Annotated in this window: 25 protein-coding genes, 8 tRNA genes, 1 pseudogene, 1 riboswitch and 1 other annotated feature; of the genes and pseudogenes, 25 read left to right on the top strand and 9 right to left on the bottom strand. The window is 34.0% G+C overall.

Annotated elements, in window-relative coordinates; translation table 11 throughout:
- Positions 1 to 43: 43 nt before the first annotated feature.
- Positions 44 to 1,219 (bottom strand): nitrate/nitrite transporter, encoded by a 1,176-nt coding sequence (locus BN2144_RS17345; protein WP_033829483.1) that lies wholly within the window; start codon positions 1,217 to 1,219, stop codon positions 44 to 46.
- 149 nt (positions 1,220 to 1,368) lie between these two features.
- Between BN2144_RS17345 and BN2144_RS17340 the strand changes: the two genes are divergently transcribed.
- Both BN2144_RS17340 and BN2144_RS17335 read left to right on the top strand, forming a co-directional pair.
- On the top strand, positions 1,369 to 2,235 hold the full coding sequence (locus tag BN2144_RS17340) for a fumarylacetoacetate hydrolase family protein (RefSeq protein WP_033829482.1): 867 nt from the start codon (positions 1,369 to 1,371) through the stop codon (positions 2,233 to 2,235).
- A gap of 437 nt (positions 2,236 to 2,672) precedes the next feature.
- Positions 2,673 to 3,530: pseudogene (locus BN2144_RS17335) on the top strand (multicopper oxidase domain-containing protein); the annotation flags it as partial.
- A 417-nt stretch (positions 3,531 to 3,947) separates the two neighbouring features.
- Here the strand turns inward: BN2144_RS17335 and BN2144_RS17330 are convergent.
- The 5 genes from BN2144_RS17330 to BN2144_RS17310 form a co-directional block, all read right to left on the bottom strand.
- Positions 3,948 to 4,250, bottom strand: a complete 303-nt coding sequence (locus BN2144_RS17330) for a metal-sulfur cluster assembly factor (protein ID WP_033829481.1) — start codon at positions 4,248 to 4,250, stop codon at positions 3,948 to 3,950.
- A gap of 19 nt (positions 4,251 to 4,269) precedes the next feature.
- A complete protein-coding gene (locus BN2144_RS17325; RefSeq protein WP_033829480.1) occupies positions 4,270 to 5,514 on the bottom strand; it encodes a hypothetical protein in 1,245 nt (414 codons plus the stop codon).
- A 3-nt stretch (positions 5,515 to 5,517) separates the two neighbouring features.
- Positions 5,518 to 5,736, bottom strand: a complete 219-nt coding sequence (locus BN2144_RS17320) for a DUF2249 domain-containing protein (protein WP_033829479.1) — start codon at positions 5,734 to 5,736, stop codon at positions 5,518 to 5,520.
- Entirely contained in the window at positions 5,723 to 5,977 is a 255-nt protein-coding gene (locus BN2144_RS17315; protein WP_033829478.1) for a DUF2249 domain-containing protein, read from the bottom strand. Before BN2144_RS17315 ends, BN2144_RS17320 begins: the two co-directional genes overlap by 14 nt.
- A 110-nt stretch (positions 5,978 to 6,087) precedes the next feature.
- On the bottom strand, positions 6,088 to 6,780 hold the full coding sequence (locus BN2144_RS17310) for a Crp/Fnr family transcriptional regulator (RefSeq protein ID WP_033829477.1): 693 nt from the start codon (positions 6,778 to 6,780) through the stop codon (positions 6,088 to 6,090).
- Between the two features lie 191 nt (positions 6,781 to 6,971).
- On the opposite strand from BN2144_RS17310, the gene BN2144_RS17305 reads away from it, so the two are divergent.
- Positions 6,972 to 7,202: a DUF2249 domain-containing protein gene (locus tag BN2144_RS17305; protein WP_033829476.1), complete on the top strand. Its 231-nt coding sequence runs from the start codon at positions 6,972 to 6,974 to the stop codon at positions 7,200 to 7,202.
- 209 nt (positions 7,203 to 7,411) lie between these two features.
- Here the strand turns inward: BN2144_RS17305 and BN2144_RS17300 are convergent, their stop codons facing one another.
- The gene (locus BN2144_RS17300) at positions 7,412 to 8,104 is read right to left on the bottom strand and encodes a Crp/Fnr family transcriptional regulator (RefSeq protein ID WP_033829477.1); all 693 of its coding nucleotides are present in this window, start codon (positions 8,102 to 8,104) and stop codon (positions 7,412 to 7,414) included.
- Positions 8,105 to 8,295: 191 nt separating this feature from the next.
- Here BN2144_RS17300 and BN2144_RS17295 point away from each other — a divergent pair, with 191 nt between their 5' ends.
- From BN2144_RS17295 to BN2144_RS17255, 9 genes are all read left to right on the top strand, one after another.
- Positions 8,296 to 8,526 (top strand): DUF2249 domain-containing protein, encoded by a 231-nt coding sequence (locus tag BN2144_RS17295; RefSeq protein WP_033829476.1) that lies wholly within the window; start codon positions 8,296 to 8,298, stop codon positions 8,524 to 8,526.
- Between the two features lie 256 nt (positions 8,527 to 8,782).
- Positions 8,783 to 8,858, top strand: a tRNA-Phe gene (locus BN2144_RS17290).
- 26 nt (positions 8,859 to 8,884) lie between these two features.
- Positions 8,885 to 8,969, top strand: a tRNA-Tyr gene (locus BN2144_RS17285).
- Positions 8,970 to 8,973: 4 nt separating this feature from the next.
- Positions 8,974 to 9,047: transfer RNA gene (locus BN2144_RS17280), tRNA-Trp, on the top strand.
- Between the two features lie 16 nt (positions 9,048 to 9,063).
- A tRNA-His gene (locus tag BN2144_RS17275) sits at positions 9,064 to 9,136 on the top strand.
- 19 nt (positions 9,137 to 9,155) lie between these two features.
- Positions 9,156 to 9,229 (top strand) — tRNA-Met (locus tag BN2144_RS17270).
- A 21-nt stretch (positions 9,230 to 9,250) separates the two neighbouring features.
- Positions 9,251 to 9,343 (top strand) — tRNA-Ser (locus tag BN2144_RS17265).
- Between the two features lie 10 nt (positions 9,344 to 9,353).
- Positions 9,354 to 9,430, top strand: a tRNA-Asp gene (locus tag BN2144_RS17260).
- 21 nt (positions 9,431 to 9,451) lie between these two features.
- A tRNA-Ser gene (locus BN2144_RS17255) sits at positions 9,452 to 9,539 on the top strand.
- A 414-nt stretch (positions 9,540 to 9,953) separates the two neighbouring features.
- On the opposite strand, the gene BN2144_RS17250 is transcribed toward BN2144_RS17255, so the two are convergent.
- Complete coding sequence (locus tag BN2144_RS17250; protein ID WP_033829475.1) at positions 9,954 to 10,430, bottom strand: flavin reductase family protein; 477 nt, start codon at positions 10,428 to 10,430, stop codon at positions 9,954 to 9,956.
- A 300-nt stretch (positions 10,431 to 10,730) separates the two neighbouring features.
- Positions 10,731 to 10,839, bottom strand: a riboswitch (SAM riboswitch).
- 186 nt (positions 10,840 to 11,025) lie between these two features.
- Here BN2144_RS17250 and BN2144_RS17245 point away from each other — a divergent pair.
- From BN2144_RS17245 to BN2144_RS17215, 7 genes are all read left to right on the top strand, one after another.
- Positions 11,026 to 11,403, top strand: a complete 378-nt coding sequence (locus BN2144_RS17245) for a RidA family protein (RefSeq protein ID WP_033829474.1) — start codon at positions 11,026 to 11,028, stop codon at positions 11,401 to 11,403.
- 153 nt (positions 11,404 to 11,556) lie between these two features.
- Positions 11,557 to 12,315, top strand: a complete 759-nt coding sequence (locus BN2144_RS17240; RefSeq protein ID WP_033829473.1) for an alpha/beta hydrolase — start codon at positions 11,557 to 11,559, stop codon at positions 12,313 to 12,315.
- A gap of 240 nt (positions 12,316 to 12,555) precedes the next feature.
- Positions 12,556 to 13,317: an SDR family oxidoreductase gene (locus BN2144_RS17235; protein WP_033829472.1), complete on the top strand. Its 762-nt coding sequence runs from the start codon at positions 12,556 to 12,558 to the stop codon at positions 13,315 to 13,317.
- 224 nt (positions 13,318 to 13,541) lie between these two features.
- Positions 13,542 to 13,758 (top strand) — a binding site (T-box leader).
- Positions 13,759 to 13,819: 61 nt separating this feature from the next.
- Positions 13,820 to 14,932 (top strand): glutamate 5-kinase, encoded by a 1,113-nt coding sequence (proB, locus tag BN2144_RS17230; RefSeq protein ID WP_033829471.1) that lies wholly within the window; start codon positions 13,820 to 13,822, stop codon positions 14,930 to 14,932.
- 118 nt (positions 14,933 to 15,050) lie between these two features.
- Positions 15,051 to 16,307, top strand: a complete 1,257-nt coding sequence (locus BN2144_RS17225; protein WP_187367049.1) for a glutamate-5-semialdehyde dehydrogenase — start codon at positions 15,051 to 15,053, stop codon at positions 16,305 to 16,307.
- Positions 16,308 to 16,461: 154 nt separating this feature from the next.
- Entirely contained in the window at positions 16,462 to 17,205 is a 744-nt protein-coding gene (locus BN2144_RS17220; RefSeq protein WP_033829470.1) for an SDR family NAD(P)-dependent oxidoreductase, read from the top strand.
- A 396-nt stretch (positions 17,206 to 17,601) separates the two neighbouring features.
- On the top strand, positions 17,602 to 18,525 hold the full coding sequence (locus BN2144_RS17215) for a DUF4349 domain-containing protein (RefSeq protein ID WP_033829469.1): 924 nt from the start codon (positions 17,602 to 17,604) through the stop codon (positions 18,523 to 18,525).
- A 154-nt stretch (positions 18,526 to 18,679) separates the two neighbouring features.
- Here the strand turns inward: BN2144_RS17215 and BN2144_RS17210 are convergent, their stop codons facing one another.
- A complete protein-coding gene (locus tag BN2144_RS17210; protein ID WP_033829468.1) occupies positions 18,680 to 20,398 on the bottom strand; it encodes a methyl-accepting chemotaxis protein in 1,719 nt (572 codons plus the stop codon).
- Between the two features lie 402 nt (positions 20,399 to 20,800).
- On the opposite strand from BN2144_RS17210, the gene BN2144_RS17205 reads away from it, so the two are divergent.
- The 6 genes from BN2144_RS17205 to BN2144_RS20495 all read left to right on the top strand — a co-directional run bounded on the left by BN2144_RS17205 (position 20,801) and on the right by BN2144_RS20495 (position 24,741).
- Positions 20,801 to 21,193, top strand: a complete 393-nt coding sequence (locus tag BN2144_RS17205; RefSeq protein WP_033829467.1) for a GntR family transcriptional regulator — start codon at positions 20,801 to 20,803, stop codon at positions 21,191 to 21,193.
- Complete coding sequence (locus BN2144_RS17200) at positions 21,186 to 21,875, top strand: ABC transporter ATP-binding protein (protein WP_033829466.1); 690 nt, start codon at positions 21,186 to 21,188, stop codon at positions 21,873 to 21,875. Before BN2144_RS17205 ends, BN2144_RS17200 begins: the two co-directional genes overlap by 8 nt.
- Entirely contained in the window at positions 21,872 to 22,702 is an 831-nt protein-coding gene (locus BN2144_RS17195) for a hypothetical protein (RefSeq protein ID WP_033829465.1), read from the top strand. The genes BN2144_RS17200 and BN2144_RS17195 overlap by 4 nt, the downstream gene beginning before the upstream one ends.
- 14 nt (positions 22,703 to 22,716) lie before the next feature.
- On the top strand, positions 22,717 to 23,910 hold the full coding sequence (locus BN2144_RS17190; protein WP_033829464.1) for a hypothetical protein: 1,194 nt from the start codon (positions 22,717 to 22,719) through the stop codon (positions 23,908 to 23,910).
- Positions 23,911 to 24,135: 225 nt separating this feature from the next.
- A complete protein-coding gene (locus BN2144_RS17185; protein WP_033829463.1) occupies positions 24,136 to 24,417 on the top strand; it encodes a DUF6509 family protein in 282 nt (93 codons plus the stop codon).
- 54 nt (positions 24,418 to 24,471) lie between these two features.
- Positions 24,472 to 24,741, top strand: coding sequence for a DUF4023 domain-containing protein (locus BN2144_RS20495; protein ID WP_033829462.1), 270 nt, complete (start codon positions 24,472 to 24,474; stop codon positions 24,739 to 24,741).
- Positions 24,742 to 24,864: the final 123 nt, after the last annotated feature.

Genomic DNA, 24,864 nt, shown 5'->3' with positions numbered 1-24,864 from the left:
CAGGCTACTATTACGCCTGGTTTTATAATTATTGCATATTTTTTTAATTAAGCTTCGAGTTTCGCATCGTAGCTAATTTTTCTTGATAATACATAAAAGCAACAATGACAAAGCTGACAAGTGCAAATTCAGACATTAACATAAAAGCTATTGCATATTGCCCGGTCATATTATTTACCGCTGTTAGTAATAAAGGAGGAAAAAATCCACCAAGACCACCCATTGCTGAAACAATGCCGTTTACAACTCCTGCTTGGTTTGAAAAATATAAGGGAACAAGTTTAAAAATCGTTCCATTACCGATACCAGCTGAAACAGCTACTGACAATGCGCCTACAGTGTACCACTTAATATCCGGAGAAAAAGCAAGTAGAATTCCTGATAAAGAGACAAAACAAAATACGAGCATTAATATAATAAACGCATTAAATTTATCTGCTAAAAATCCGCCAATTGGTCGCATTGCCGTTGCTAAAATAATAAAGAATCCTGTTCTAAGTCCAGCATCTACAGGGTCTAATCCAAAATAAGTTACTAAAAAACTTGGTAAAAACACGGTAAACGCGACAAAAGCTCCGAAAGTAATAAAGTAAAACAGGCTTAAGAACCATAATGTTGCATTTTTATAAACCCCTTGAATTTGCTCAACCATCGATTTTTTTACTTTTACTTCTTTACGATCTCCAAATACGAAGATTAAGGCAATAAAAGCGAGTAAGAGAATTAAATAAAGACGTACGGTTCCTTGCCAGCCAATCGAACTTGCTAAAATTGGTGCTCCAAAAGTTGTAATTGCAGTTCCGGCGTTACCAACACCATAAACGCCATTAATGAAACCATGTCTTTCTTTCGGATAGTACTTTGGTAGCGATGTTACGCCGATTGAAAAAGTTGCTCCTCCTATACCTAAAAATAATCCTCCAATAATTAAATCGATGAATGAATCGGCAGTACTAATAAAAAAAACGGGAAATAAAAGTATAAGAAAACTAATACTAAAAATTAATCTTGCTCCGAATCGGTCACTATAAAAGCCAAGGGGGATTCGTAAAAGCGAACCTAAAATGACAGGTACAGCAGTAACGATTGATGCTTGACCAGAAGTCAGTGCTATGTCTTCTTTAATATAAGTCATAAGAGACGATAAAAGTACCCAGACCATGAAACCGACGATTAGACTTGAAGTTTGAAGTGTTAATTGAATTCCTCGTTTCTTCATAATAATGATCCTTTCTCATTTTAGTTTTATTATCTGATAAAAGTAATGGAATTAATCAAAATCGAGTTGTTTCTGTAAAATAACGATTAATTTAGAAAAAACACACAATTATTGATAAAATAAAATAAAACGAATGAAAGGGGATATTTATGAAATTTTTACATTTTTATCGAAATGGAGAAATAAGACTAGGTCTTAAGGTGGATAAGGGGATTATTGATTTAAAAGCATTGGCTCATCAGAAAAATATAGAGATTCCACATACAATAGAGGAGATTTTAAAAGGTGGACAATCATCAATACATCTATTACTGAATATAGCAGAGTACGAAGAGAATCTATTACAGGAAGAAGAAATTACATTTGCACCAATTATTTCGCATCCAGAAAAAATTATTTGTGTCGGATTAAACTATAGGAATCATGTAGAAGAAACATTAATGGAATTACCGAAAAACCCAGTTCTTTTTAGTAAATTTAATAATACTTTAGCAGCTCATAATCAAACAATTAATCTTCCAGAAAATGACGAAAAAGTTGATTACGAAGCAGAACTAGTAATTATGATAGGGAAAGAAGCAAAGAATATTTCGGAGACGAATGCATTGGACTATGTCTTCGGTTATACTTGTGGAAATGATTTATCGGCACGTAGTCTTCAGTTTTTATCAGGCCAATGGTTATTAGGAAAGTCGCTAGATTCATTTGCCCCGGTTGGTCCTTATTTAGTTACGAGTGACGAGATAGTCGACCCGACAAACTTACAGATTGAATGCCGGGTAAATGGTGAAATTAGGCAGTCTTCAAATACACGCCATATGATTTTTTCTATCGCTAAAATTATAAGTTATGTATCGAAACACTTTACATTACAACCAGGCGATCTTATTTTTACAGGAACACCTGATGGAGTTATCATGGGATATTCTGAAGAAAAGCAAAAATGGCTTCAATCAGGTGATCGTATTGAAGTAGAAATTGAAAAAGTCGGTACGTTAGTAAATATTCTTATGTAATTTTGAATACGAAACATACCTCTACTATGACAAATGATTTATTTTTCCTCGCATGATGTGTGAGGGCTTTTTTTCTTTCCGGAGAAAAACTGGAAAGAACAATTCCTATACCCCCTATAATATTTTTACTATAATAATAAGTAATAGTTTGCTAATAACACAAACAAGTGATTTATATCACAAAAAAATTACGACTAAACGTTTATAATAATCATTGGGAACGTAGAAAATCCGTTTGAAAGGGTGAGTATATGCCGAATAAATTCAAATGGGCAGCACTGATAATATTTTGGCTAATAATTATTTTTTCTTTAATTCGTTTAAATGTGACAGATACGAATCTAGCGATGAGTTCTGGTATGGGCATGCATATGTCGCATCACGAGAATACAATGATGATGGATACTGGTAACGAAGTAAATCAATTAATGCCAGAACATCAAAATTTAAATCAACAACCAACTGAACCAGAAGTAAAGCGTTCTGGGCACGATGTTTATATAAAAATGACAGCACAAATTACGGATATTGAAGTTAAAGACGGATACAAATACAAAGCGTGGACATTTAATGGACAGGCGCCGGGACCGTTACTAGTTGTAAATGAGGGCGATACAATTCATTTTACTTTGAAGAATATGGACCCAGCAATGCCACATAGTATGGACTTCCATGCTGTCCATGCGGCTCCAAATAAAGCATTTGCTAATGTTGAGCCGAATAAGGAAGGAACATTCGTATATGAAGCATCAAATCCAGGTGTATTCATGTACCATTGTGGAACGGATCCAGTGCTATTGCATATCGGTAACGGCATGCATGGAATGATTATTGTTAAACCGAACAGTGGTTATCCGACAGACGAAGAAGTGAGTCGGGAGTTTGTTGTTATTCAAAATGAGTGGTACCAATACAATGATATTGATGATATGACAAATGGAAACCCGTCACAGGTCGTTTTCTCGACAAAAGCACTTCATAAAGGTGATCTAAATACAAATGGGACGGTCGGTGCTCTAATCGATACTCCTTTTCAAGCAAAAGCGGGAGAGAAAATTCGTTTTTATATTGCAAACATGGGCCCAAATAGAACGTCTAGTTTTCATGTCATTGGCTCAATGTTTGACGACGTCTATTTGGACGGAAATCCAAGTAATCATTTGGAAGGTATGCAAACAGTTGAACTTCCCGCAAGTGGTGGTGCTGTCGTTGAGTTTACGCTGAAAGAAGCGGGGGAATATAAATTTGTTACACACCAATTCAATGATGCGCAAAAAGGAGCAGTTGGGAAAATTATCGCTTATGAAGGTAAAATTCCAAAATTAGTTGCAAGCCCTTCAGAACATCAAAATGATAGGAAGCTTGCATCGAACAATTTGAAAATTACAGCCAAAAACTTTAAATATAACGAAAAGAAATTTATTGTAAAGTCTGGAAAGAAAGTAACGATATCATTTTCAAGTGATGAAGGCTATCACGGTCTTACTATTGATGGATTAGGTGTTAATTTAGCAGGTCAAGGACAAGCTTCGTTCACACCTACAAAACGAGGAGAATATAAAATTCGTTGTAATGTATACTGTGGACAAGGCCATCCGGAAATGACTGCCACTTTAGTCGTTATTTAAAAGCTCTTTTGATAAAGGGCTTTTTTTCATTAAATAAAAACAGGCTGTCCGAAATTTCTTGACAGCCTGTTCGATTTCAAACTTCTATACTCCCCATAACAGTTCTTTAGCACGATCGCTCATCCGACTTGGGTCCCATCGTGGCTCCCATACTAGTTGAACATCAATATTTCCAATTTCTTCAATTTGATGTAGACGATTTTGTACACCAAAACTAATACTATCATGCATTGGACAACCTGGTGTTGTTAAAGTCATTTTAATTACAACGTTTTTATCCTCATCAATATCAATTTCATATACAAGTCCTAAATCAACAATATTTATACCAAGCTCAGGATCTAATACATCTCGAAGTGCTTCAATAATTTGTTCTTTTAATGTCATAAAAATAAAACTCCTTTCGCTACTTTAATAAAACTTTGATGATGGAGTATGCATAGACGATAGAAGTAAGCGTCATAATTGCTGTAAAGACATATAAACTAATGCCGCTTTGTATACCAACACTTACTATAATTCCTAACGTACTAATAATAAATAGCCAATATAAGGTCACACCTAATTTTTCATCCATCATCTCTTTAAGTGTGGGTACTTTTTCTTTGCCAACCTTTTCCGAATATTTATGTGTCCACCATAGAAATGGAACAATCTTATATAAATAACCCAAAATACTAAAAAGAATCCAAGTTACTATATAAAGATAGATTAACCATGACCAAAGATTTTCTGTATGAATATTAAATAATGTAACGATAAAGGCTAGAAAATGAACGATTAATCCATTTATGATAGCAAATAATGAAAAAGAGAACGGTTGATCTAGTTTCTTTTTTATTCTCTTAGAAATGATTTCATTCATATCTAAAGCGAAAAACCAAAAACCTAGGAATAACAAGAAAAAACCAATAACACTAATCGTTGGGATATTGACCCAATAAGAAAGTATCGTGGAAACTAGTCCGAACAAATACACCATATATGCCGGTCTTGCCCATTTCATCGTAAACCCATGAGATAGGCTAAACATTGGAACTAATTTGTAAGATAAACCAAAAATTAACAGTGTAAACCATCCAGTAACCCCTAAAGTGATATGGGAGTACAGTATATTGACGTGATAATCAGTGCTACCGTAAGCTAAATTCCAAGCTAGTAAAAATCCAGCAGCAATTGTAAGAAAAAAACAAATTAACGCCGCAATGACAAAATAAGTCATCGTAGTCTTTTCTTTTTGTATAGAAATTGTTTTTGCCATTTGAAATAAAAACATTAATATACCAATGATGGTAAGTGCTCCACCGTAAATAGCTAGATTTGTTCGGAAACCTAAAAGAATTGCAAACAAAGTAACGCCAATGGCTGTCACAAAAAATTGAAAAAAGCCAAATGTTTGATTCCAAATTGGTGTGAGGAAAGCAACTGGAACAAGCTGATACATCGCACCCATAGCCGTCATAACTGCAAAGCCAAGCGTTAAAAAGTGTGCAGACATCCAAACATGAGGGATGCGAAATTGTCCAGTTAGTACTTCGTTACTGTTCAGAAATAAAATGAACTGTGCTGCAACAAAAGCGATTAGGCCATATACGATAAAACTAACGGGAAGTTTTACGTTTGTATCTGTTTTTAAATCTGTACTAACCATCCATTAATCACCAGTTTTCGTAATCGTAATTTTATAACTTCCATCGTCTTGTGCTTCCGTTTCATGTAAGTAGCCGAGCTCCTCTAATTCTTCATATAAAAACATTGGCCGGCGATCATTTATAATGACGAGTTGCTCACCTTTCTCCATTTTTTCTAAACTTTTTAACGTACGCATCATTGGTTGAGGTGGTTCTAGCCCACGGTTATCAAGAGTTTTCATTCGTATCCTCCCTTTTCGTGTATATTACTTTCCAATGATTCTTTTCAATCTTTTCTACTTGATTGTCGAATCCCTTTCGCCCTAGTACTTTATGTAGAGGGACTGGGTTGAATGGTGCATGTAAAACAAGGTCTTGTCCATCTTGTAATTGTTTTACAGCGCTCATTATTTTATCGAAAGGCTCTTTTTTTAGCCGTAAATCTTCACGAACATCTAATTCAAATATATTCTTATTATCCATCTAATCACCTTCCCGACATGTTCTAACTATATGATAATCATTATCAATGAAATTAGGTGTGACGAAAATCACATATACTAGTGAGTGTGCCTAAATGATTTTTAAAGGGATTATATTAGCTCTTCCTTTAGTTTGTCAGTATCAATTATTAAAAACCCGTTGCTATCAGTATCGATTAAATTTTTCTTTCTCAATTGGGAAAATGTTCGACTGATGGTTTCACGGCTAGAACCAATCATGTTAGCTAAGTCTCGATTTGTAAATTGTGTTGTAATTCGATAGGTTGTATCAATTAATCTCTCACCGTGATTTTTGGTTAACCGGAGTATAAGAAGTAATATTTGTTCATAAGTATTGTATAAAATTTTTTCCTCTAATCGATTTTGTAAATCAACAATTTGATCACCTAAGATGCGAAATATTTTAATGCAGATTACAGGGTTCTTTATTAAAAACTGTTCAAAGGAATGAATCGGTATGTAGAATAAAAGGGCATTCTCTAAGGCTACCGCGTTTGCTGGATAGGAATCGTTTCGGAAAAATCCTTGGTGTGGAAACATGGCTCCTTTATTAAGAACATTCACAATTTGTTCATTCCCCTGTGCATCAAGACGATAAATCTTCACTTTTCCATCAAATATAAAATAAACGTTGGAAAGAATCTCTCCCTGTAAGAAAATGTGTGTTTCTTTTTGAAAAGTACGAATCTGAGCTAATTCTACAATAGCATCCAATTCATGTTCTTCTAGATTTATGAATAAAGGAAAACTTTGTAAAATCTTTTTAATTGAAGCTTGGTCCATAAAACTATCCTTCCTTCATCGGTAATATACTTATACTCCCCACGTTGTTATGTATATATAAAAATCGTGTAATTAATTTAATAAAGGTGGTAATGATAAAAAACACAACCTATTAGTGATAATAATCACAGCTATAAGAATAATAGTAGCGTAAAATGATGCAGAGATGAAACAAATTGGAGGTTTTAACTATGGAATTTACTACAAAAATTTATGCGCCAGATATTGAACCAAAATATCGCCATACAAAAATATTTGAAGCTTTTGATGGATTGGAATCTGGACAATCAATGGAATTAACAAATGATCATGACCCAAAACCATTATACTACCAATTTTTAATTGAACGAGAAGGGACGTTTAACTGGGAATATTTAGAAGAAGGACCAGAACAATGGAGAGTGGCAATAAGTAAAAAATAGTTTTTTGAAAAAGAAAAGAAAAGCTATCCACCCATAAATTAGGGAATGGATAGTTTTTTATTTCGTTGATATTAAAAGTTTTAAGATTTATTTATGGACATTGGTACCTATGTTATTTGAAAATAAATCCTATATGTTTGATAAAGATATTAGAGATTTGGTTTTGTAAATAATAATAAAAAAGNGTGCCTAAATGATTTTTAAAGGGATTATATTAGCTCTTCCTTTAGTTTGTCAGTATCAATTATTAAAAACCCGTTGCTATCAGTATCGATTAAATTTTTCTTTCTCAATTGGGAAAATGTTCGACTGATGGTTTCACGGCTAGAACCAATCATGTTAGCTAAGTCTCGATTTGTAAATTGTGTTGTAATTCGATAGGTTGTATCAATTAATCTCTCACCGTGATTTTTGGTTAACCGGAGTATAAGAAGTAATATTTGTTCATAAGTATTGTATAAAATTTTTTCCTCTAATCGATTTTGTAAATCAACAATTTGATCACCTAAGATGCGAAATATTTTAATGCAGATTACAGGGTTCTTTATTAAAAACTGTTCAAAGGAATGAATCGGTATGTAGAATAAAAGGGCATTCTCTAAGGCTACCGCGTTTGCTGGATAGGAATCGTTTCGGAAAAATCCTTGGTGTGGAAACATGGCTCCTTTATTAAGAACATTCACAATTTGTTCATTCCCCTGTGCATCAAGACGATAAATCTTCACTTTTCCATCAAATATAAAATAAACGTTGGAAAGAATCTCTCCCTGTAAGAAAATGTGTGTTTCTTTTTGAAAAGTACGAATCTGAGCTAATTCTACAATAGCATCCAATTCATGTTCTTCTAGATTTATGAATAAAGGAAAACTTTGTAAAATCTTTTTAATTGAAGCTTGGTCCATAAAACTATCCTTCCTTCATCGGTAATATACTTATACTCCCCACGTTGTTATGTATATATAAAAATCGTGTAATTAATTTAATAAAGGTGGTAATGATAAAAAACACAACCTATTAGTGATAATAATCACAGCTATAAGAATAATAGTAGCGTAAAATGATGCAGAGATGAAACAAATTGGAGGTTTTAACTATGGAATTTACTACAAAAATTTATGCGCCAGATATTGAACCAAAATATCGCCATACAAAAATATTTGAAGCTTTTGATGGATTGGAATCTGGACAATCAATGGAATTAACAAATGATCATGACCCAAAACCATTATACTACCAATTTTTAATTGAACGAGAAGGGACGTTTAACTGGGAATATTTAGAAGAAGGACCAGAACAATGGAGAGTGGCAATAAGTAAAAAATAGTTTTTTGAAAAAGAAAAGAAAAGCTATCCACCCATAAATTAGGGAATGGATAGTTTTTTATTTCGTTGATATTAAAAGTTTTAAGATTTATTTATGGACATTGGTACCTATGTTATTTGAAAATAAATCCTATATGTTTGATAAAGATATTAGAGATTTGGTTTTGTAAATAATAATAAAAAAGATATTGACCCAAAGGATAAAACATGATAAAGTTATTAATGTCGTTGAAAAGGACATAGTTGATTAAGTTTATGGCTCGGTAGCTCAGTCGGTAGAGCAAAGGACTGAAAATCCTTGTGTCGGCGGTTCGATTCCGTCCCGAGCCACCATTTAATATTCATTTGAAATAGCTTCTGGAGGGGTAGCGAAGTGGCTAAACGCGGCGGACTGTAAATCCGCTCCCTCAGGGTTCGGCGGTTCGAATCCGTCCCCCTCCACCATGATAGGGGCATAGTTTAAAGGTAGAACAGAGGTCTCCAAAACCTCTGGTGTGGGTTCAATTCCTGCTGCCCCTGCCAAAGAAAAAGAGCCATGGCGGTCGTGGCGAAGTGGTTAACGCATCGGATTGTGGCTCCGACATTCGTGGGTTCGATTCCCATCGATCGCCCTTTAGTAATTAGTATTATGGCGGTGTAGCTCAGCTGGCTAGAGCGTACGGTTCATACCCGTGAGGTCGGGGGTTCGATCCCCTCCGCCGCTACTTTAATCTTTCTTAAAAAACGGAGGAATACCCAAGTTTGGCTGAAGGGATCGGTCTTGAAAACCGACAGGCGGGTTACACCGCGCGGGGGTTCGAATCCCTCTTCCTCCGCCACGATTATATTGGTCCGGTAGTTCAGTTGGTTAGAATGCCTGCCTGTCACGCAGGAGGTCGCGGGTTCGAGTCCCGTCCGGACCGCCATTCAAATAATGATTGTATTTAGGAGAAGTACTCAAGTGGCTGAAGAGGACGGTTTGCTAAACCGTTAGATCGGGTTACCGGTGCGCGGGTTCGAATCCCGCCTTCTCCATTTAAAGAAAGCTAAGTGTAAAGGAAAGAACCAATAATAAAATTGGTTCTTTTTTTGTCTTTTGTTTAATTGTGAAAAAATTTGACTGATTGTTTTTCTCTATTGTCATATTCTGTTTTTAAGAAAAGGGCAGCAATAGTTAATCTATGTGCCCTTCGAATTCCTTCCTTTCTTAGACTAATAGGAAAGTACAAATTTTTTGATTTCTACTTTCCTAACGCTTAAGCGCACAAGGAAGACTTCGATAGCATTAGCCCACAGCAGATAAAACTTTTTCGATGAACTACAGCTCTTCCTCTTTCGCCTAAAGGCTTTAGACATAAGTTTTCTTTACTTACTGGATATGTGTCTTTCATAAAAAATGTAGAAGGATATGCATACAAAATGAAGCTCGTAAGTCGTTTAAGCATTGATTTATCGGTATACGGGTAACTCTTTTAATAATCGATACTTTCCTTCTGAAAAAATAAGCGGATCTCCATTATTCACCTGAATATCATGAACTTTCCCTATAATAAGATGATGATCCCCCTCACAATAACTTGTTGAAACCGTACATGCTATTTGAGACAAAGCCCCTGAAATTATTGGTAACCCATATAAAGAGTCGAATTCGACACCATCTAATGACTTTTGTTTTGATGAAAAAGCATTGGAAATATGTTCTTGTTCACTAGATAATATATTGACAGTAAATTTTTTACTTTCTTTAATATGATATAAAGTTTGTGAATCATTTTTTAAAGATATTAAAACTAACATTGGATTTAACGAGACGGACATAAATGCATTTACCGTTGCACCATGCGTTACTCTATTCACTTCTGTTAGTACAACTGTTACTCCTGTAGCGAATTTCCCCATTGCGTCACGAAATAGACGTTCGTTCATCAGAAAACACTCCCTCTCCCGTAAGTCAGTAAATCTATGTGAATAACACATTGCCCCATCATTTAAAAAGCTATACTTATTTCACTAAAAAAGAATTAAAATTGATATTCATGTGCATTTTATCTTTTTTCTCCTTTTATTTGATTCGAATACTCGGAAATAATGTTATGCGAACAATAATCACGTTTATTCGCTAAGATAATGCTTAAACGATAAAATCACCTCACTAAGTTTTTTTCTGAAAAAATAAAAACGACCCCAAAGAAAAGAGGTCGTAATGAGTAATGAATCAGCACGCACCTCTTATATTTCAGATATAAAGATCTGCTGGAATTGGCACCGTTTGAACTTGATTTCAATGGTTGCCGAGGCTTCGTAGGGCCAGTCCCTCCACCTCTCTATATAAGAGTTATTACTAGTATTGAGTTTTATTATACTATTCTAAATTTAAAACAAATATCTGTCTATAGGACTATATAATCAAATAAACTAAAGGGGGATATATAAAATTATTAAAAAATTATTTATAAAATTACTAAAGTTTATTATAATATAATTTATTTAAATGAACAGTACAAATAAAAGGGGGATCTATATGTTTAAAATAATCCAAACTGAAAAGGCACCTAAGGCAATTGGACCTTACTCTCAAGGAATAAAGGTGGGTAATTTACTATTTTTATCAGGGCAAATTCCAGTAAATCCAGCGACAAATGAGGTTGTGAAAGGTGATATCGTAGCGCAAACAAATCAAGTGATGAAAAATATTCAAGCCATTTTGGAGAGTGAGGGACTTTCTATTGAAAATGTAATTAAAGCTACAATTTTCTTGAGTGATATGAACCAATTTACTTTAGTAAATGAAGCATATGCAAGTCATTTAGGGGACCATCGTCCAGCAAGATCGACGGTTGAAGTAAGTCGATTACCAAAAGATGTTCTTATTGAAATTGAGGTTATTGCAGCTGTCTAAATGTCTATATATAACGGAAAATTAGAATATAAACAGTACAGAAAAAAGGTCGCTCCCCTGTTATGTAACAGATTTTAAAAAACCCTTTCATTTATTAAACAGCTATGATAAAATACAAATAATCAGAAAAGTTGGAAGGGGAGGGCAATTTAAATGGTAACATATCCAATTTTAAAAGATGCCGAAGAGTTCCTTTACAAAGGAAATGAGATTGGAGTATTAGTTATCCATGGGTTTACAGGAAGTACGCAAAGTGTTCATTATATAGGGAAACGCCTTGCAGATAATGGATTTACGGTTTATGGTCCGCGTTTAACTGGTCACGGAACTCATCCGGAAGATATGGAAATGGCGAGTTTTCAAGATTGGATCCGTGATGTAGAGGCTAGCTTAATTAAATTGAAGGAAACATGTACTTCTATTTTTGTTGCCGGCTTATCAATGGGGGGAACATTAGCCCTTTATTTAGCTGAACGTCATCCTGAACTTAAAGGGGTTATTCCTATTAACGCAGCCATTCATTTGCCGAATTTACATCAGAATTATCGAAACCTACGTAATAGCGGTCTCCGATTTGCTGAAGGAATTGGATCAGATATAAAAAAGGAGGGCGTCCAAGAATTAGCCTACTCCAAAACACCAGTAAAGGCAATGGGGGACTTAATCTCATTAATGGAAGTAGTTCGGAAAGATTTATATAAAATAAACATACCAATGTTTATTTTATCCTCTACTATTGATCACGTCGTACCACCAGAAAACTCAAAAGAAATATATAACGCGATAAGCTCAGTAGATAAAACGTTTTTTTTCTTGAAAAATAGTTATCATGTTGCCACATTGGATAATGATAAAGAGTTAATTGCTGATGAATGTATCCGCTTTATTCAAAAACATACGAATAGTGAATAGGTTAAAGGGACAGCCAATAAGAGGTATGTCCCTATACATATACTTATCCCATATAATATCTCCTCAAAAGATAAAATTTTCACAAATAATTCAAAAGTCTACAATTTATCTACTCTTTTTGTTGATATGTTCGATATTTAACAATAAAATTAAGACATAAGCAAAATATTTATTTACACCGAAGAATGAGAACGCTTTATTTATCTGCTTATCATAATGAGTAAAGGTGGTAACTACTGTATGAAACTTGAAGGGAAAGTAGCAATCGTTACAGGCGCAGCTTCAGGAATGGGAAGAGCAATTGCACAGCTTTTTGCAAAAGAGGGAGCAAAAGTCGTCGTTGCTGATCTTAATAAAGAAGGTGCAGAAAAAGTAGCACAAGAAATCACTATAAGTGGTGGATTTGCAACAGCTCTCGAAGTTAACGTGGCAAAATTAATCGACGTTGAAAATATGATTGATAAAGCAGTTCAAGAATACGGCACACTTGATATATTAGTAAACAATGCCGGTATAATGGATGGGTTTGAACCGGTAGCTGATATAACAGATGAAAAATGGGATTTGATTTTTGATGTAAATACGAAGGGTGTTATGCGTGCAATGCGTAAAGCCATTCCAATTTTCTTAGAAAGAGGAAAAGGAAATATAATAAATATCGCATCAACAGGTGGGTTAAATGGTGCTCATGCGGGTGCCGCTTATGGTGCATCAAAACATGCAGTAGTTGGTTTAACAAAAAACACTGGCTTTATGTATGCGAAAGAGGGTATTCGGTGTAATGCCATCGCACCAGGGGCTGTAAATACAAATATTTCAACATCAATGACAAATGTAAATCAATTTGGTTTAAGTCGTGCAGGATTAGCTCACGCAGTTACGCCACACGCTGGAGAACCAGAAGAAATTGCTCAAGCAGCACTATTTTTAGCCTCTGATGAAGCAAGCTTTGTCAATGGTGTCGTCCTAGTTGTTGATGGTGGCTGGACATCTGCATTCTAATGAAAATAATAACTTATATAGGCGATGCTTACATTACTATGTGTCGCTTTTTTTGATTAAAATGGAAGTATGAATGACATATGAAACTCCTAACACACAGGTTCAATTACGTCTATGCCTGCATCTTGTGGCCCATCCGCCTGAGTTGTCATTTCTCTAATCTTGAATTTTTTGAAAAAAGGATTGACATTTACCGAAATTGTATACATAATAGATATTAAAATATTCGAACGGTTAACGAAGGAATAGTATGTAGAACTTGATATGTTAGAGAGCAGAATCCGAGGGCTGAAAGATTCTGTCATAATCAACCTACAGAACCTACCTTCTGAGTCCCATAGCAAAACTATGGGCGCAATTCGCGTTAAAGATGAAAGTGGAGTGTTATGTATGCACTCAATAAAGGTGGTACCGCGGAAGATTAGCTCTTTCGTCCTGTTTAACTAGCAGGACGGAAGGGCTTTTTATTTTATCCAAATCTAAAATTGTAAGAGGGATGAGCATGTCTAAAGAGCGTATTGTAGTTAAAATTGGAAGTAGTTCATTAACAAATGAAAAAGGTGAAATTGACCAAGACAAACTAGCTGATCATGTTGATGCAATTGCAAAATTAATTTCTTGCGGTCATGAGCTTGTACTTGTCTCATCAGGTGCGGTTGCTGCGGGATTTAAAAAATTAGGATATCCGACAAGACCAGTTACACTAAAAGGAAAACAAGCTGCTGCAAGTGTTGGGCAAAGTTTATTAATTCAATCCTATATGGGAAAATTTAGCCAATATGGAATAACAGCCGGGCAAATTCTATTGACTCGTTCTGATTTTACAAATCATAACCGGTACCGTAATGCTTATGCAACGTTATCGGAACTAATAGAAAGAGGAATATTACCAATAATTAATGAAAATGACACTGTATCCATCGATGAATTGACTTTTGGTGACAATGATATGCTCTCGAGTCTCGTTAGTGGGCTCATTCATGCCGATCGTTTAATCATCTTAACTGATATTAACGGTATATATGATGGCAATCCACGGATAAATTTCAATGCCAAGAAGTATAACTTTTTAGAAGAGATTCCTGAACACTTAATAAATGCAGCTGATTCCACAGGCTCAAAAGTCGGAACGGGTGGAATGAAATCGAAATTAATCGCGGCAAAAACAGCCCTTTCCCTAGGCGTCTCTATTTTTATTGGAACTGGCAATGGAGTCAATAAGTTAACCGAAATAATTGATGGCAAAGGGGACGGGACATATATTTCAAATCGTTCCAGTCATGCACTAAATACAAAAAAACAATGGATTGCTCTTCACTCAGAATCTCGTGGAAAAATCCACGTTGATGAAGGGGCAATGGAAGCGATTCTTTATAATGGTAAAAGTCTACTCTCAGCCGGTGTTTATAAGGTTAATGGTACTTTTGAGCGTGGGGACGTTGTGGAAGTGGTTGGAAATAAAGGCATTATTGGTAAAGGAGAGGTTAGTTGTTCTTCTGAAGATTTAAATCGATTCTTATTTGATAAAGCGAATCAAGGTGAACATTTTCAAGAATTATCACTGGAAGTCATTCATCGAAATAATTGGGTAAAAGCAAGAAAAGTAAGGAGATAACGGCTGTGAAATAGGGACAAAAACGATATCGTAAAATGCCCGATAATATAAATCAATATAATTTTAGGCTGAAAAGGATGTTCATAAACAAATAGACGAGGGAGGAAGGAAAGTGGAAATGGTCATTCAAAATGAGGTAGTAAAAAAAGGAAAAGTTGCGAAACAGGTAAGCTATGAAATGACACGTCTTACAACTCAGCAAAAAGACGATGCGTTAAAACAAATTGCAATTCAATTACAAGAAGACGAAGAGATCCTACTATTAGAAAATCAAAAAGATCTAGAAGTGGGGAAGGCTAACGGATTACCATCCGCAATACTTGATCGGATTATGTTGAATCGAGATCGAATTCAAGGGATGATAGAGGGAATTCATCAGGTTATACAATTACAAGATCCAATCGGTGAAGTGCTTGAAACGATTGAGAAAGAAAACGGGCTTTATATTGAAAGAAAAAGAGTACCTATTGGTGTCATTGGTATGATCTATGAAGCTCGACCAAATGTAACAGTTGATGCAGCAACGTTAGCGTTAAAAACCGGGAATGCAATTCTTTTAAGAGGAAGTTCTTCTGCTAAATATTCGAACATTGCACTTGTAGAATCAATCCACCGTGCTTTAGCACAAACACAAGTTCCACAGAAAGCAGTTCAATTAATTGAAGATACTTCTCGAGAGACAGCAAAGTCATTCTTCCGCTTAAATGAATATTTAGATGTATTAATTCCTCGAGGTGGGAAAAATTTAATTCAAACCGTTGTTAAAGAAGCAACTGTTCCAGTAATTGAAACAGGAGCAGGGAATTGTCACATCTATATTGATCAGTCTGCAAGTTTTTCTATGGCAAAAGATATTGTTTTAAATGCAAAACTACAACGACCATCTGTATGTAATGCGGTTGAATCACTATTAATCAATCAAGAATGGTTTAAACAACATGGACTTAATTTGCTAGAAGAGTTACATGCACATCAAGTAGAAATCTATGGGGATGAACATGTTTGTCAAGTTTTCTCGGAAGCAAACGTAGCAACAGTGGATGATTGGTATGAAGAGTATTTACGTTTAGCAATGAGTGTAAAATTAGTAGAGAGTGTTGATGAGGCAGTTAATCATATTCATACGTATGGAACAAAACATTCGGAAGCGATTATTACAGAGAATGATAAAAATGCCGAATTTTTCTTACTTAATGTTGATGCGGCAGCAGTATACTATAATGCGTCTACTCGATTTACTGATGGGTTTGAGTTCGGTTATGGGGCAGAGATTGGGATTAGTACACAGAAACTTCATGCCCGTGGACCAATGGGATTAAATGCATTAACTTCAAGTAAATTTATTATTAATGGAAATGGACAAATTAGAAAATAATCTAAAGCAGGATTTATTCTTAATTCTTTATGGAATTTCGAATAAATCCTTTTCTGTAGTATTGTGATATAATTAGCAATTTTATATAAAAGTATTGTATAATGGGATTGTTAATATTTTTACATATTTTCATAGAATACGAGGAGGAATAGTTATGTTTGAATTAAATGGAAAAGTCGCAATTGTTACTGGTGGGGCATCTGGTATTGGGTTAGCAACAGTGAAGGCATTTTTAGAAAAAGGGGCAAAAGTTGTCTTTGCTGATTACAATGAAGCAGGTGGGCTAGAAGTAGAAAAAGACTTGAAAGAACAATTCGATCATGTGATTTTTAAACATGTGGATGTTTCTGATGAAAAATCGGTAGAAAAGTTAGTCGCTTCAACAGTAGAGACTTTTGGTCGTTTAGATATTATGGTAAATAACGCAGGTGTTGGGATTTTAAAACAATCACATGAATTAACAGATGAAGAATATAAAAGAGTAATTTCAATCAATCAAGATGGTGTATTTTACGGGTGTAAATATGCAATTACTGAAATGTTAAAAACAGGTGGAGGTTCAATTGTTAATACAGCATCTATTCTAGGTTCTGTTGGAGAAGCGGGTGCAATGGCATACAATGCAAGTAAAGGTGCTGTTAACCTTATGACGAAATCATTAGCGGTGGAATATGCAAGTCGAGGAATTCGTGTAAATGCTGTTGCCCCTGGGTATGTAGACTCGGGTATGGTTAATAAAGAGGCATTAGGTGATTTCTATGATGGATTAGTCTCACGTCATCCAATTGGTCGTTTAGGAAAATCAGAAGAAATTGCTCATGCGATCGTGTTCCTTTGTGAAAATGAATTTGTAACTGGCATAACAGTTCTCGTGGATGGTGGCTACACAGCACAATAATAATATGAAAAGCTTGGATTTGAATTTCGGATTCAGGCTTTTTTGGCTAATTGGAAAGGTTGAATTTTCAAATTTCTACTTTCCTAAGCATAAGTGCAAAAGAAAAACTTCGGCAGCATTCCATCAAAACCGAAAAACTCTCTTTCTAGTCGGCAAACTACGGCTCTCGCTTCAACAAGACTTGCGCCCTAAGTTTTCTTTACATCCGTTATTTTTCCTAATGAGCACGTCTTTTGACATGGACGAGCATATATTTTTTCATCTGCACAGAAGAAATGAGTCATATGATTAATGAAAATTAAACTTTCTTTTAAAAAATTATTATATTTTGCAACTTTTTTGACACCCATTCGTTATTATTAAAGTATAGACGAAGAGTCTCGAAAGGGTGGTTCGATGAAAAAGTGGTGTTTTATTACGTTAATTATTAGTTTATTAATCATTACTGGTTGTAGTAACGATAAAAATGGCAGTCAATCTTCAAAATCATCTGATATTCGTACAACTGAAAATCTATCAGGTAACTTTTCAGCAGGGGAAACAGAAAATGAGATGAAAGATGCCAAAGATGAGGGACAAAAAGAGAAAACAGATACGGTAGAGAAAGCTGTAAAAAGTGAAGAAACTAGAAAAATTATCTACAACGCATATTTACATATTCAAGTAAAAGATTATCAAAAGTCATTAGATAGGATTATTGAATACGTTGAAAAATATAATGGGTACGTAGTCGATTCCATGATGTCACAAAATCTAGATCATGCGAATTTATACGGTGAAATAACAGTAAGAGTACCCCAAGATAAATTTCGAGAATTTCTCACTTTAGTTGAAAAAGGGAGTAGCAAAGTAATTGACCGTTCCATTACCGGGCTAGATGTGACAGAGGAATATGTCGACTTACAGTCACGTTTAAAATCCAAGCGTGTGGTTGAAAATCGTTTACTTGCTTTTATGGAGGAAGCAACGAAAACGGAAGATCTCCTTTCGATCTCAAAAGATTTAGCAACAGTACAAGAAGAAATTGAAACCATTGTCGGTCGGATGAACTATTTGCAAAACCAAGCGGACTTGGCAACCGTAACAATCTCATTAGAAGAAAAGAACGTGAAAGTAGGATCGATAGGAAACGATCAGTTAAATACATGGGAAATGACGAAAGACCAATTTAAGAAAAGTATTAACTTTTTAATTGTGACATTTTCAAGCATGATTGTGTTTTTAGTAGGAAATTTACCAGTTTTAATTCTAATTAGTTTGTTAATACTTGCAATGATTCTTATAATAAAACGAAGAAAAGGTAAAAATAATCGTCATTAACGAAATTAGTTTAATAATGATAAATAGGTAATTCTGTTAGTCATGAAATGGATGTTAAGAAATTTACGGAAAGGAAAACCCCAAATAGTTGGTTTAACAATATTTTGGGGTTTACATTGTATTTAGAATTAGCATATTAGATCAAAAAAACAATCTAGCTCATTTTTTTCATTAAGGTTTGGACAAGCTCTATTTCTTCTGTCAGTTTGGAAAGTGCTTCTTCAGCACCTGCACGATCACCTTGGTTATATAAATCGATTGCTTGTTTTGTTAAATCATGAACGGCTTTATGTGGTTCCTCAATTTGCTTAAATGTACTTGAATTTTTTACATGTTCCGGTAAATCACTATAGTACCATTGACCGAGTAAACAATCTTTATGGGAGGTTACCTCTTCTGGTTTAATATGTTCAATTCCAAGAATAACGTTATAAACTTTCCATTTCCACATAAGCATATCGGTTTCTGTTACTTTGACGATATCTTCGTATTCTAAGTATAAGTTCAAATCTAGGAAGGATTGACGGAAATTTTCCATATAATTACTTAGTTCAAGCACAAGTTTCCCAGTCTCTTTTGAAAGCTCTTGTGTTTGAAAACTTTGTTCAAAGATCGTGTTAATGCGATTAGCAATATCTTGCGTTGCAGTAGCCTGTTGTTCACCCATTTCAGCAATTTGAACATTAGAGCTATTGATAGACTCGATACTTTCAACAATGTCAATTAATGCTGATTTTGCATGTTCTGACCCTGTCACACTTTTCTCCATTAAGTCAGTTGTTTCTTTAATTTCTTCTGTGACGATATGGGCAACGTTATGAAGTTCATCTAAGCTTAAGGAGATTTGGCTAATTTGCTCATTTGTATGTTCTGATAATTTACGAACTTCTTCGGCAACAACAGAAAACCCTTTTCCGTGTTCACCGGCACGAGCTGCTTCAATACTAGCATTTAGAGCTAATAAATTTGTTTGGTCAGCAATCTCCTTAATAATTGTAATCACTTCTTCAGTTTGGGCAATTTCTTGTTCTAATTGTGAAACTTTATTAATAACAGTATCGTATACTTTACCAAGCTTTTGAATATCAATAAGAGTTTCAGTTATAACCTCTTGACTTTTAACAGCAAAGTTACGGGCTTGAGTCGTACCTTGTGCTACATTTTGAATAGTTGACGCTACTTCCTCGATTGATGCATGCATTTCCTCCGTATTTGCTGTTAAACTATGAATTTCATCCATTTGATTTTCCATACTATAAATTAATTTTTTCGTTGTATCGATGTCTGTTAAATGATTTAACATATGTGTTACATTAAAAAGTAATTGCTTATTTGTATTTTCAAAATAAGATTGTTCAATTAATTGAAGATCGTACGTTGCAAGCTTTTCAATAGCTAAGACAGTATGTATCATGAGTTCCGGCCGTTTGTATAATTTTTCCATGACGATTGTAACGATGTGTTGGATGAATAATTGATAAGCGGGGATAAAATATTCGGGCGTTACATGTAGTTGACTCTGTAATCGACCGATAGCAAGTCTTGATTCAATATATGATTGATCAATAATTCCACGGAAGAATTGATTCATATAGTTAGACAAATTTTGTTTGAATTGGTTTTTGCTAATTTTTTCGATATATTGTTCAATTACTGGACTTGAACAAAAATGATTGGTTATTCGTTCTAAGATATCTTCTCTAAATGGTTCGATTAATTTGACCGCTTTTTGTATGTACACTAACGTTTGTTGCTGTAAGCCTATGAATTGCAAACGATTTTTCGCACGATTATTAACTTGATTGATATCGTTTGATTCCCTTGATTGGAGAAATTCTTTCCAAGAAAGATGTTTAAATGATATTAGTCCCATAATTATGTACTCCTTCTACGATTGTTTTTAGTCTAGTATAAGTATACAAAAGAATCTTCGACTTTTTGCTAACAAATATAACAATTCTATATCAATTGGTTAAGGAATATAAATTATTTTTTATAAAATGTTGAGAATGTGTTGACATACTATCTGTATTAATCATATAATACGATTAACAAATGTACTAAATAGTTAATACTTTTTTACTACTAATGTATTAATCGTTTAATACAGTAACAAGTAAGTAATTAAAGCTATATTGTGTTACGGAAAGAACACTCGAACGTATTTGATTGAGCTTGGTAAACTGGATTTTTTTCTCTTTTGTGTACCAAGGAATTAATACAGATGATACAAAGGCTTTCTAATATTTTACAAAATGTTTTAGGAGATGGGTCTATGAATGTGAAATTTAATAATCGTGATCCCGTATATGTTCAAGTCATTCAACATTTTAAAGAGCAAATAGCAAAAGGTTATTATGAACCGGGACAAGAAATTCCATCGAGACGAGAATTAGCTAATCAATTGAAAATTAATCCGAATACGGCGCAGAGAGCGTATAAAGAAATGGAGGAACAAGGGTTGATTTTTACAGAGGGGAATTTACCGAGTCGAATTACAAAGGATGAGCAAGTGTTAAAAGGGGTAAGAAACGAGTTGATAATGGAAGCGGTGGAAACATTTGTTACGTCAGTTCGGACGATAAATGTACCATTAGAAGAAGTGATAAGTTTAGTTAAAGAAAATTATGAAAAAGGAGAAATGAAAAGGAGGGATTCCCATGATTGAAGTAATGAATGTAACGAAAAAGTTTGGAAGAAAACAAGTGTTAAAAGGGGTTTCCTTTACAGCTAATAAAGGGGAAATTACTTGTTTAATAGGAATCAATGGTGTTGGTAAAACAACGATTATGAAAGCTATTATGGGACTAACGCCAATAAATAGTGGACAAATTTTTATCGATGGCAATAAGATAACGAAAGATAGCTATGAAAAAATCACGTTTATACCAGATACAATTACGATGTTACCACAAATGAGGATACGAGATGCGTTTACGTTTATGGCTGATTTTTATCAAAGTTGGAATGAAAAACGGGCAAAAGAATTATTAGAATTTTTTAAGCTAAGTGAAGCAGATCGAATTAGTGAATTATCAAAAGGGAACACAGCTAAAGTGAATATGCTCTTAGGCCTTGCACTCGACGTTGATTATTTGTTAATGGATGAGCCATTTTCAGGAATTGATATTTTTAGCCGTGAACAAATCGCAAATGTATTTACAAGTCACTTAATCGAAGACCGTGGTGTTATTATAACAACACATGAAATTAATGATATTGAACATCTGATAGATAAGGCAATTTTACTAGATAATGGAGTTGTTTTAAAAGAATTTAACGTAGAGGAAATCCGAGAAATTGAAGGCAAATCCGTTATTGATGTGATGCGGGAGGTGTATGTGAAATGAAACGTTATTTAAAACTAGTGAACTTTGAATTTAATCGTTTTTTAAAACTATATCTCGTTTTAATTGGAGTAGCCATCAGTATGCAAATCATCTCTTTATTCTCAATATCCAGACAGTATTTAAGAGATGTAAAATACATGATGGAAGAAGAATTGATGTCGAAGGAAAAATATATAGATCAGTTTGGGACATTATCAATGGGTCATGTCGTTCAATCTACATGGTTTTTAAGTTCCATCGTTATCTGTGTTGTTGTATTACTCATATATGTATTTTTTATATGGTATCGGGATTGGTTAGGGAAAAACACATTTGCCTATCGTTTACTCATGCTCCCAACCGCAAGATTAAATGTCTATATCGCGAAAGTAACAACGATTTTAATTTTTCTATTCGGTCTTGTTGCATTACAAATATTTTTGCTACCAATCGAAAGTCAAATTTTAAAATGGTTAGTTCCAAGTGATTTTTTAACAGATACTGCAATTAATGAACTCGTTCGATACGGTTATTTAATCGTTTTTTATCCGAATTCCGTTTTCCAATTGTTTGTATACTACGGAACTGGAATTGCATCATTATTTGTTGTATTCACAGCGATATTGTTTGAAAGATGCTACCGTTTAAAGGGAATCCTTTTTGCAGTTTTATATGTGATTGCTTCAGGAATTGTTTTTTTTGCTCCTGTATTAATCGATACATTTCTATTAGATTTTTATTTCTTTAGTTATGAACTATTCATGTTAGAGGTATTCGCAGGAATTATTGTAATCATCGGGGCCACATGGATTGGTAATTACTTATTGAATAATAAAATTAGGGTATGATGGGAGGTTTGGTGATGAAGCGTTATTGGAAAATTATCTTCGTATTACTATTTACCGTTGTAACTATTGGGATATTTTATATACAGTTAGGAGTTTCCTCAAGTAAATATCCACAATTTGAGTTTAAAAAAATTAGTGGCGATGAGAAAGAAGTGGAGGATTTAATATTTCATATTGATTATACAGTTGGTGATTTGTATTATCCTCTTCAAGTTCGAAATGGTATAACTTCAAGTTACAAGGATTTGAACTTTTTTGAAGAAGTGACACGGGATCAACCAGGTTTTGAACATTTAATGAAATTGGATAAAAGTTTCCTACGAAGAAAAACATTAGATGAGAATAACTTTTATGAAGATAAAAATCAAGTAATTTATACGGATATTAAAACAAAAAATATAGAAAATATGGAATTTATTGCTGAAGTCGGTACCTTAAATAAAAAAACAAAAGATAAAACATACTTTGAGATTGATGTTCCAGAAAAGGGAATGTATGATTGGATTCGAGTTTATGATGTTCAATATACTCATGGCAAAGTGAAAGTTTTAACGAACGCCTATAATGTGGATGGACAAGAAGAAGTAATTGTATATACCATTGATTTAGATAAAGAGAAAATTGCTGATAAACAAGTATTATTAAAAGACAAAACAACAAGCGAATCTCTCTCGAGTAGTATTTATATTAATAATGAAGAATACTCTATGGAGCCGAGCAAATACGCATTAATTGTCTCGCAGCAATATGAAGATAAAAATGTAGAAGATGATAAAGAAGCTGAATTAATATCGACGGAAGGAAAGATTTATCATTATGACACTGGAGAATTAACTGATATAAAACCGAAAGAAAAAGAAGCAACATGGTTGGAATCCGCTTCGATTTATGGTTCTACTGTGTTTACACAAAAACAAACAGAGAAAGAATTGGAAATTTACCCATACAATATAGAAACTGATCAATGGGGTGATAAAATTATCTTTAATGTTCCACATTATAAAGATAAGGAAGAAATTCAATCAAATCAACCTTTCATTACATTAAAGCAAGGGAAAATCTATATCATTAATACAACGGATAATAAGTATTCTCTCTATATTGGTGATCTTTCTACCGGAGATTCTTTATATGAAGGGAAAATTTTAATAAAAGCTGGTAAGAAAGAAAAGAAGGATTATGAAGTTTACTTTAATCTCATTCAATAGTAATTTATTCTGCAGGAATCTAGTTTTCAAGGATTCCTGTTTTTTTATGTCGTATAGGTTTGAACATTTTAAAATTGAAATGAATTTGGCTGAACTATTCCATAGAAATAACTACCGCACACAGGCGATTCATAAATTTGTATTCTATATCTATGTACACTTGTATTATGTAAGAACTTATCACATAATAAAGTGATACGAAATTAATGAAAAGGATGGTTTTATATGGAAATAAAGGATTATCATGTAGAAAAATTAGAAGATCCTACAGGGATTTTAGTAGGTGATCGTTATGAATTTATATTAGATATTGACGTTGATGAAGATGATGAATTATATTCAGATAACGGATTATATATTAAATTAATCATGGCTGTTGATAAGGAAACAACAAGAATTGTTCAATATCAGATTTATGAACGGACAACCGATATATATCTTGATTTTGCGTTAGATGAAGAGGAAGAAGAAATGATTCTAGAGTTTTGTAAGGAAAAAATTGTTTAATCATTTAACTTAAAGTTGTGAAGTCATGAATGTTCCGTTCATGAGGAAGAATCAATGACGCCGTTCAATGCTACTAATTTTTATTACTTTCAAACAGTGACGGGCAAGCTGTTGGAAGTAATTGGGTTGTTAGCTGTACTTTGTATGTATGAATTTTTCCGAATTGGAAAGAGTATTCATATAATGATTAAAGGGGTGGCAAAAATGAAGGATACTTCACAATTTGTTCATGATATTCAAGAAAAGCAACGTAAAGATTTGAAAAATAAAAAGCGACAAGGCGATAACAATCCTGATGAGAAATTGCCGAATCATAAACATTAAATTAGGAAATCCCCTACATATATTTTGCAGGGGATTTTCACTTGGTTATCAGGAAAGTAGAAATTTTTACTTTCCGATACACTTATATGCTCTAAGGAAAGTTACAGCTGCATGACATTAAAG

This window comes from Bacillus andreraoultii (assembly GCF_001244735.1).
Classification (GTDB): domain Bacteria; phylum Bacillota; class Bacilli; order Bacillales; family Caldibacillaceae; genus Caldifermentibacillus; species Caldifermentibacillus andreraoultii.
The sequence above is the reverse complement of the archived record's forward strand: the minus strand, read 5'-3'. Positions and strand labels throughout refer to the sequence as shown.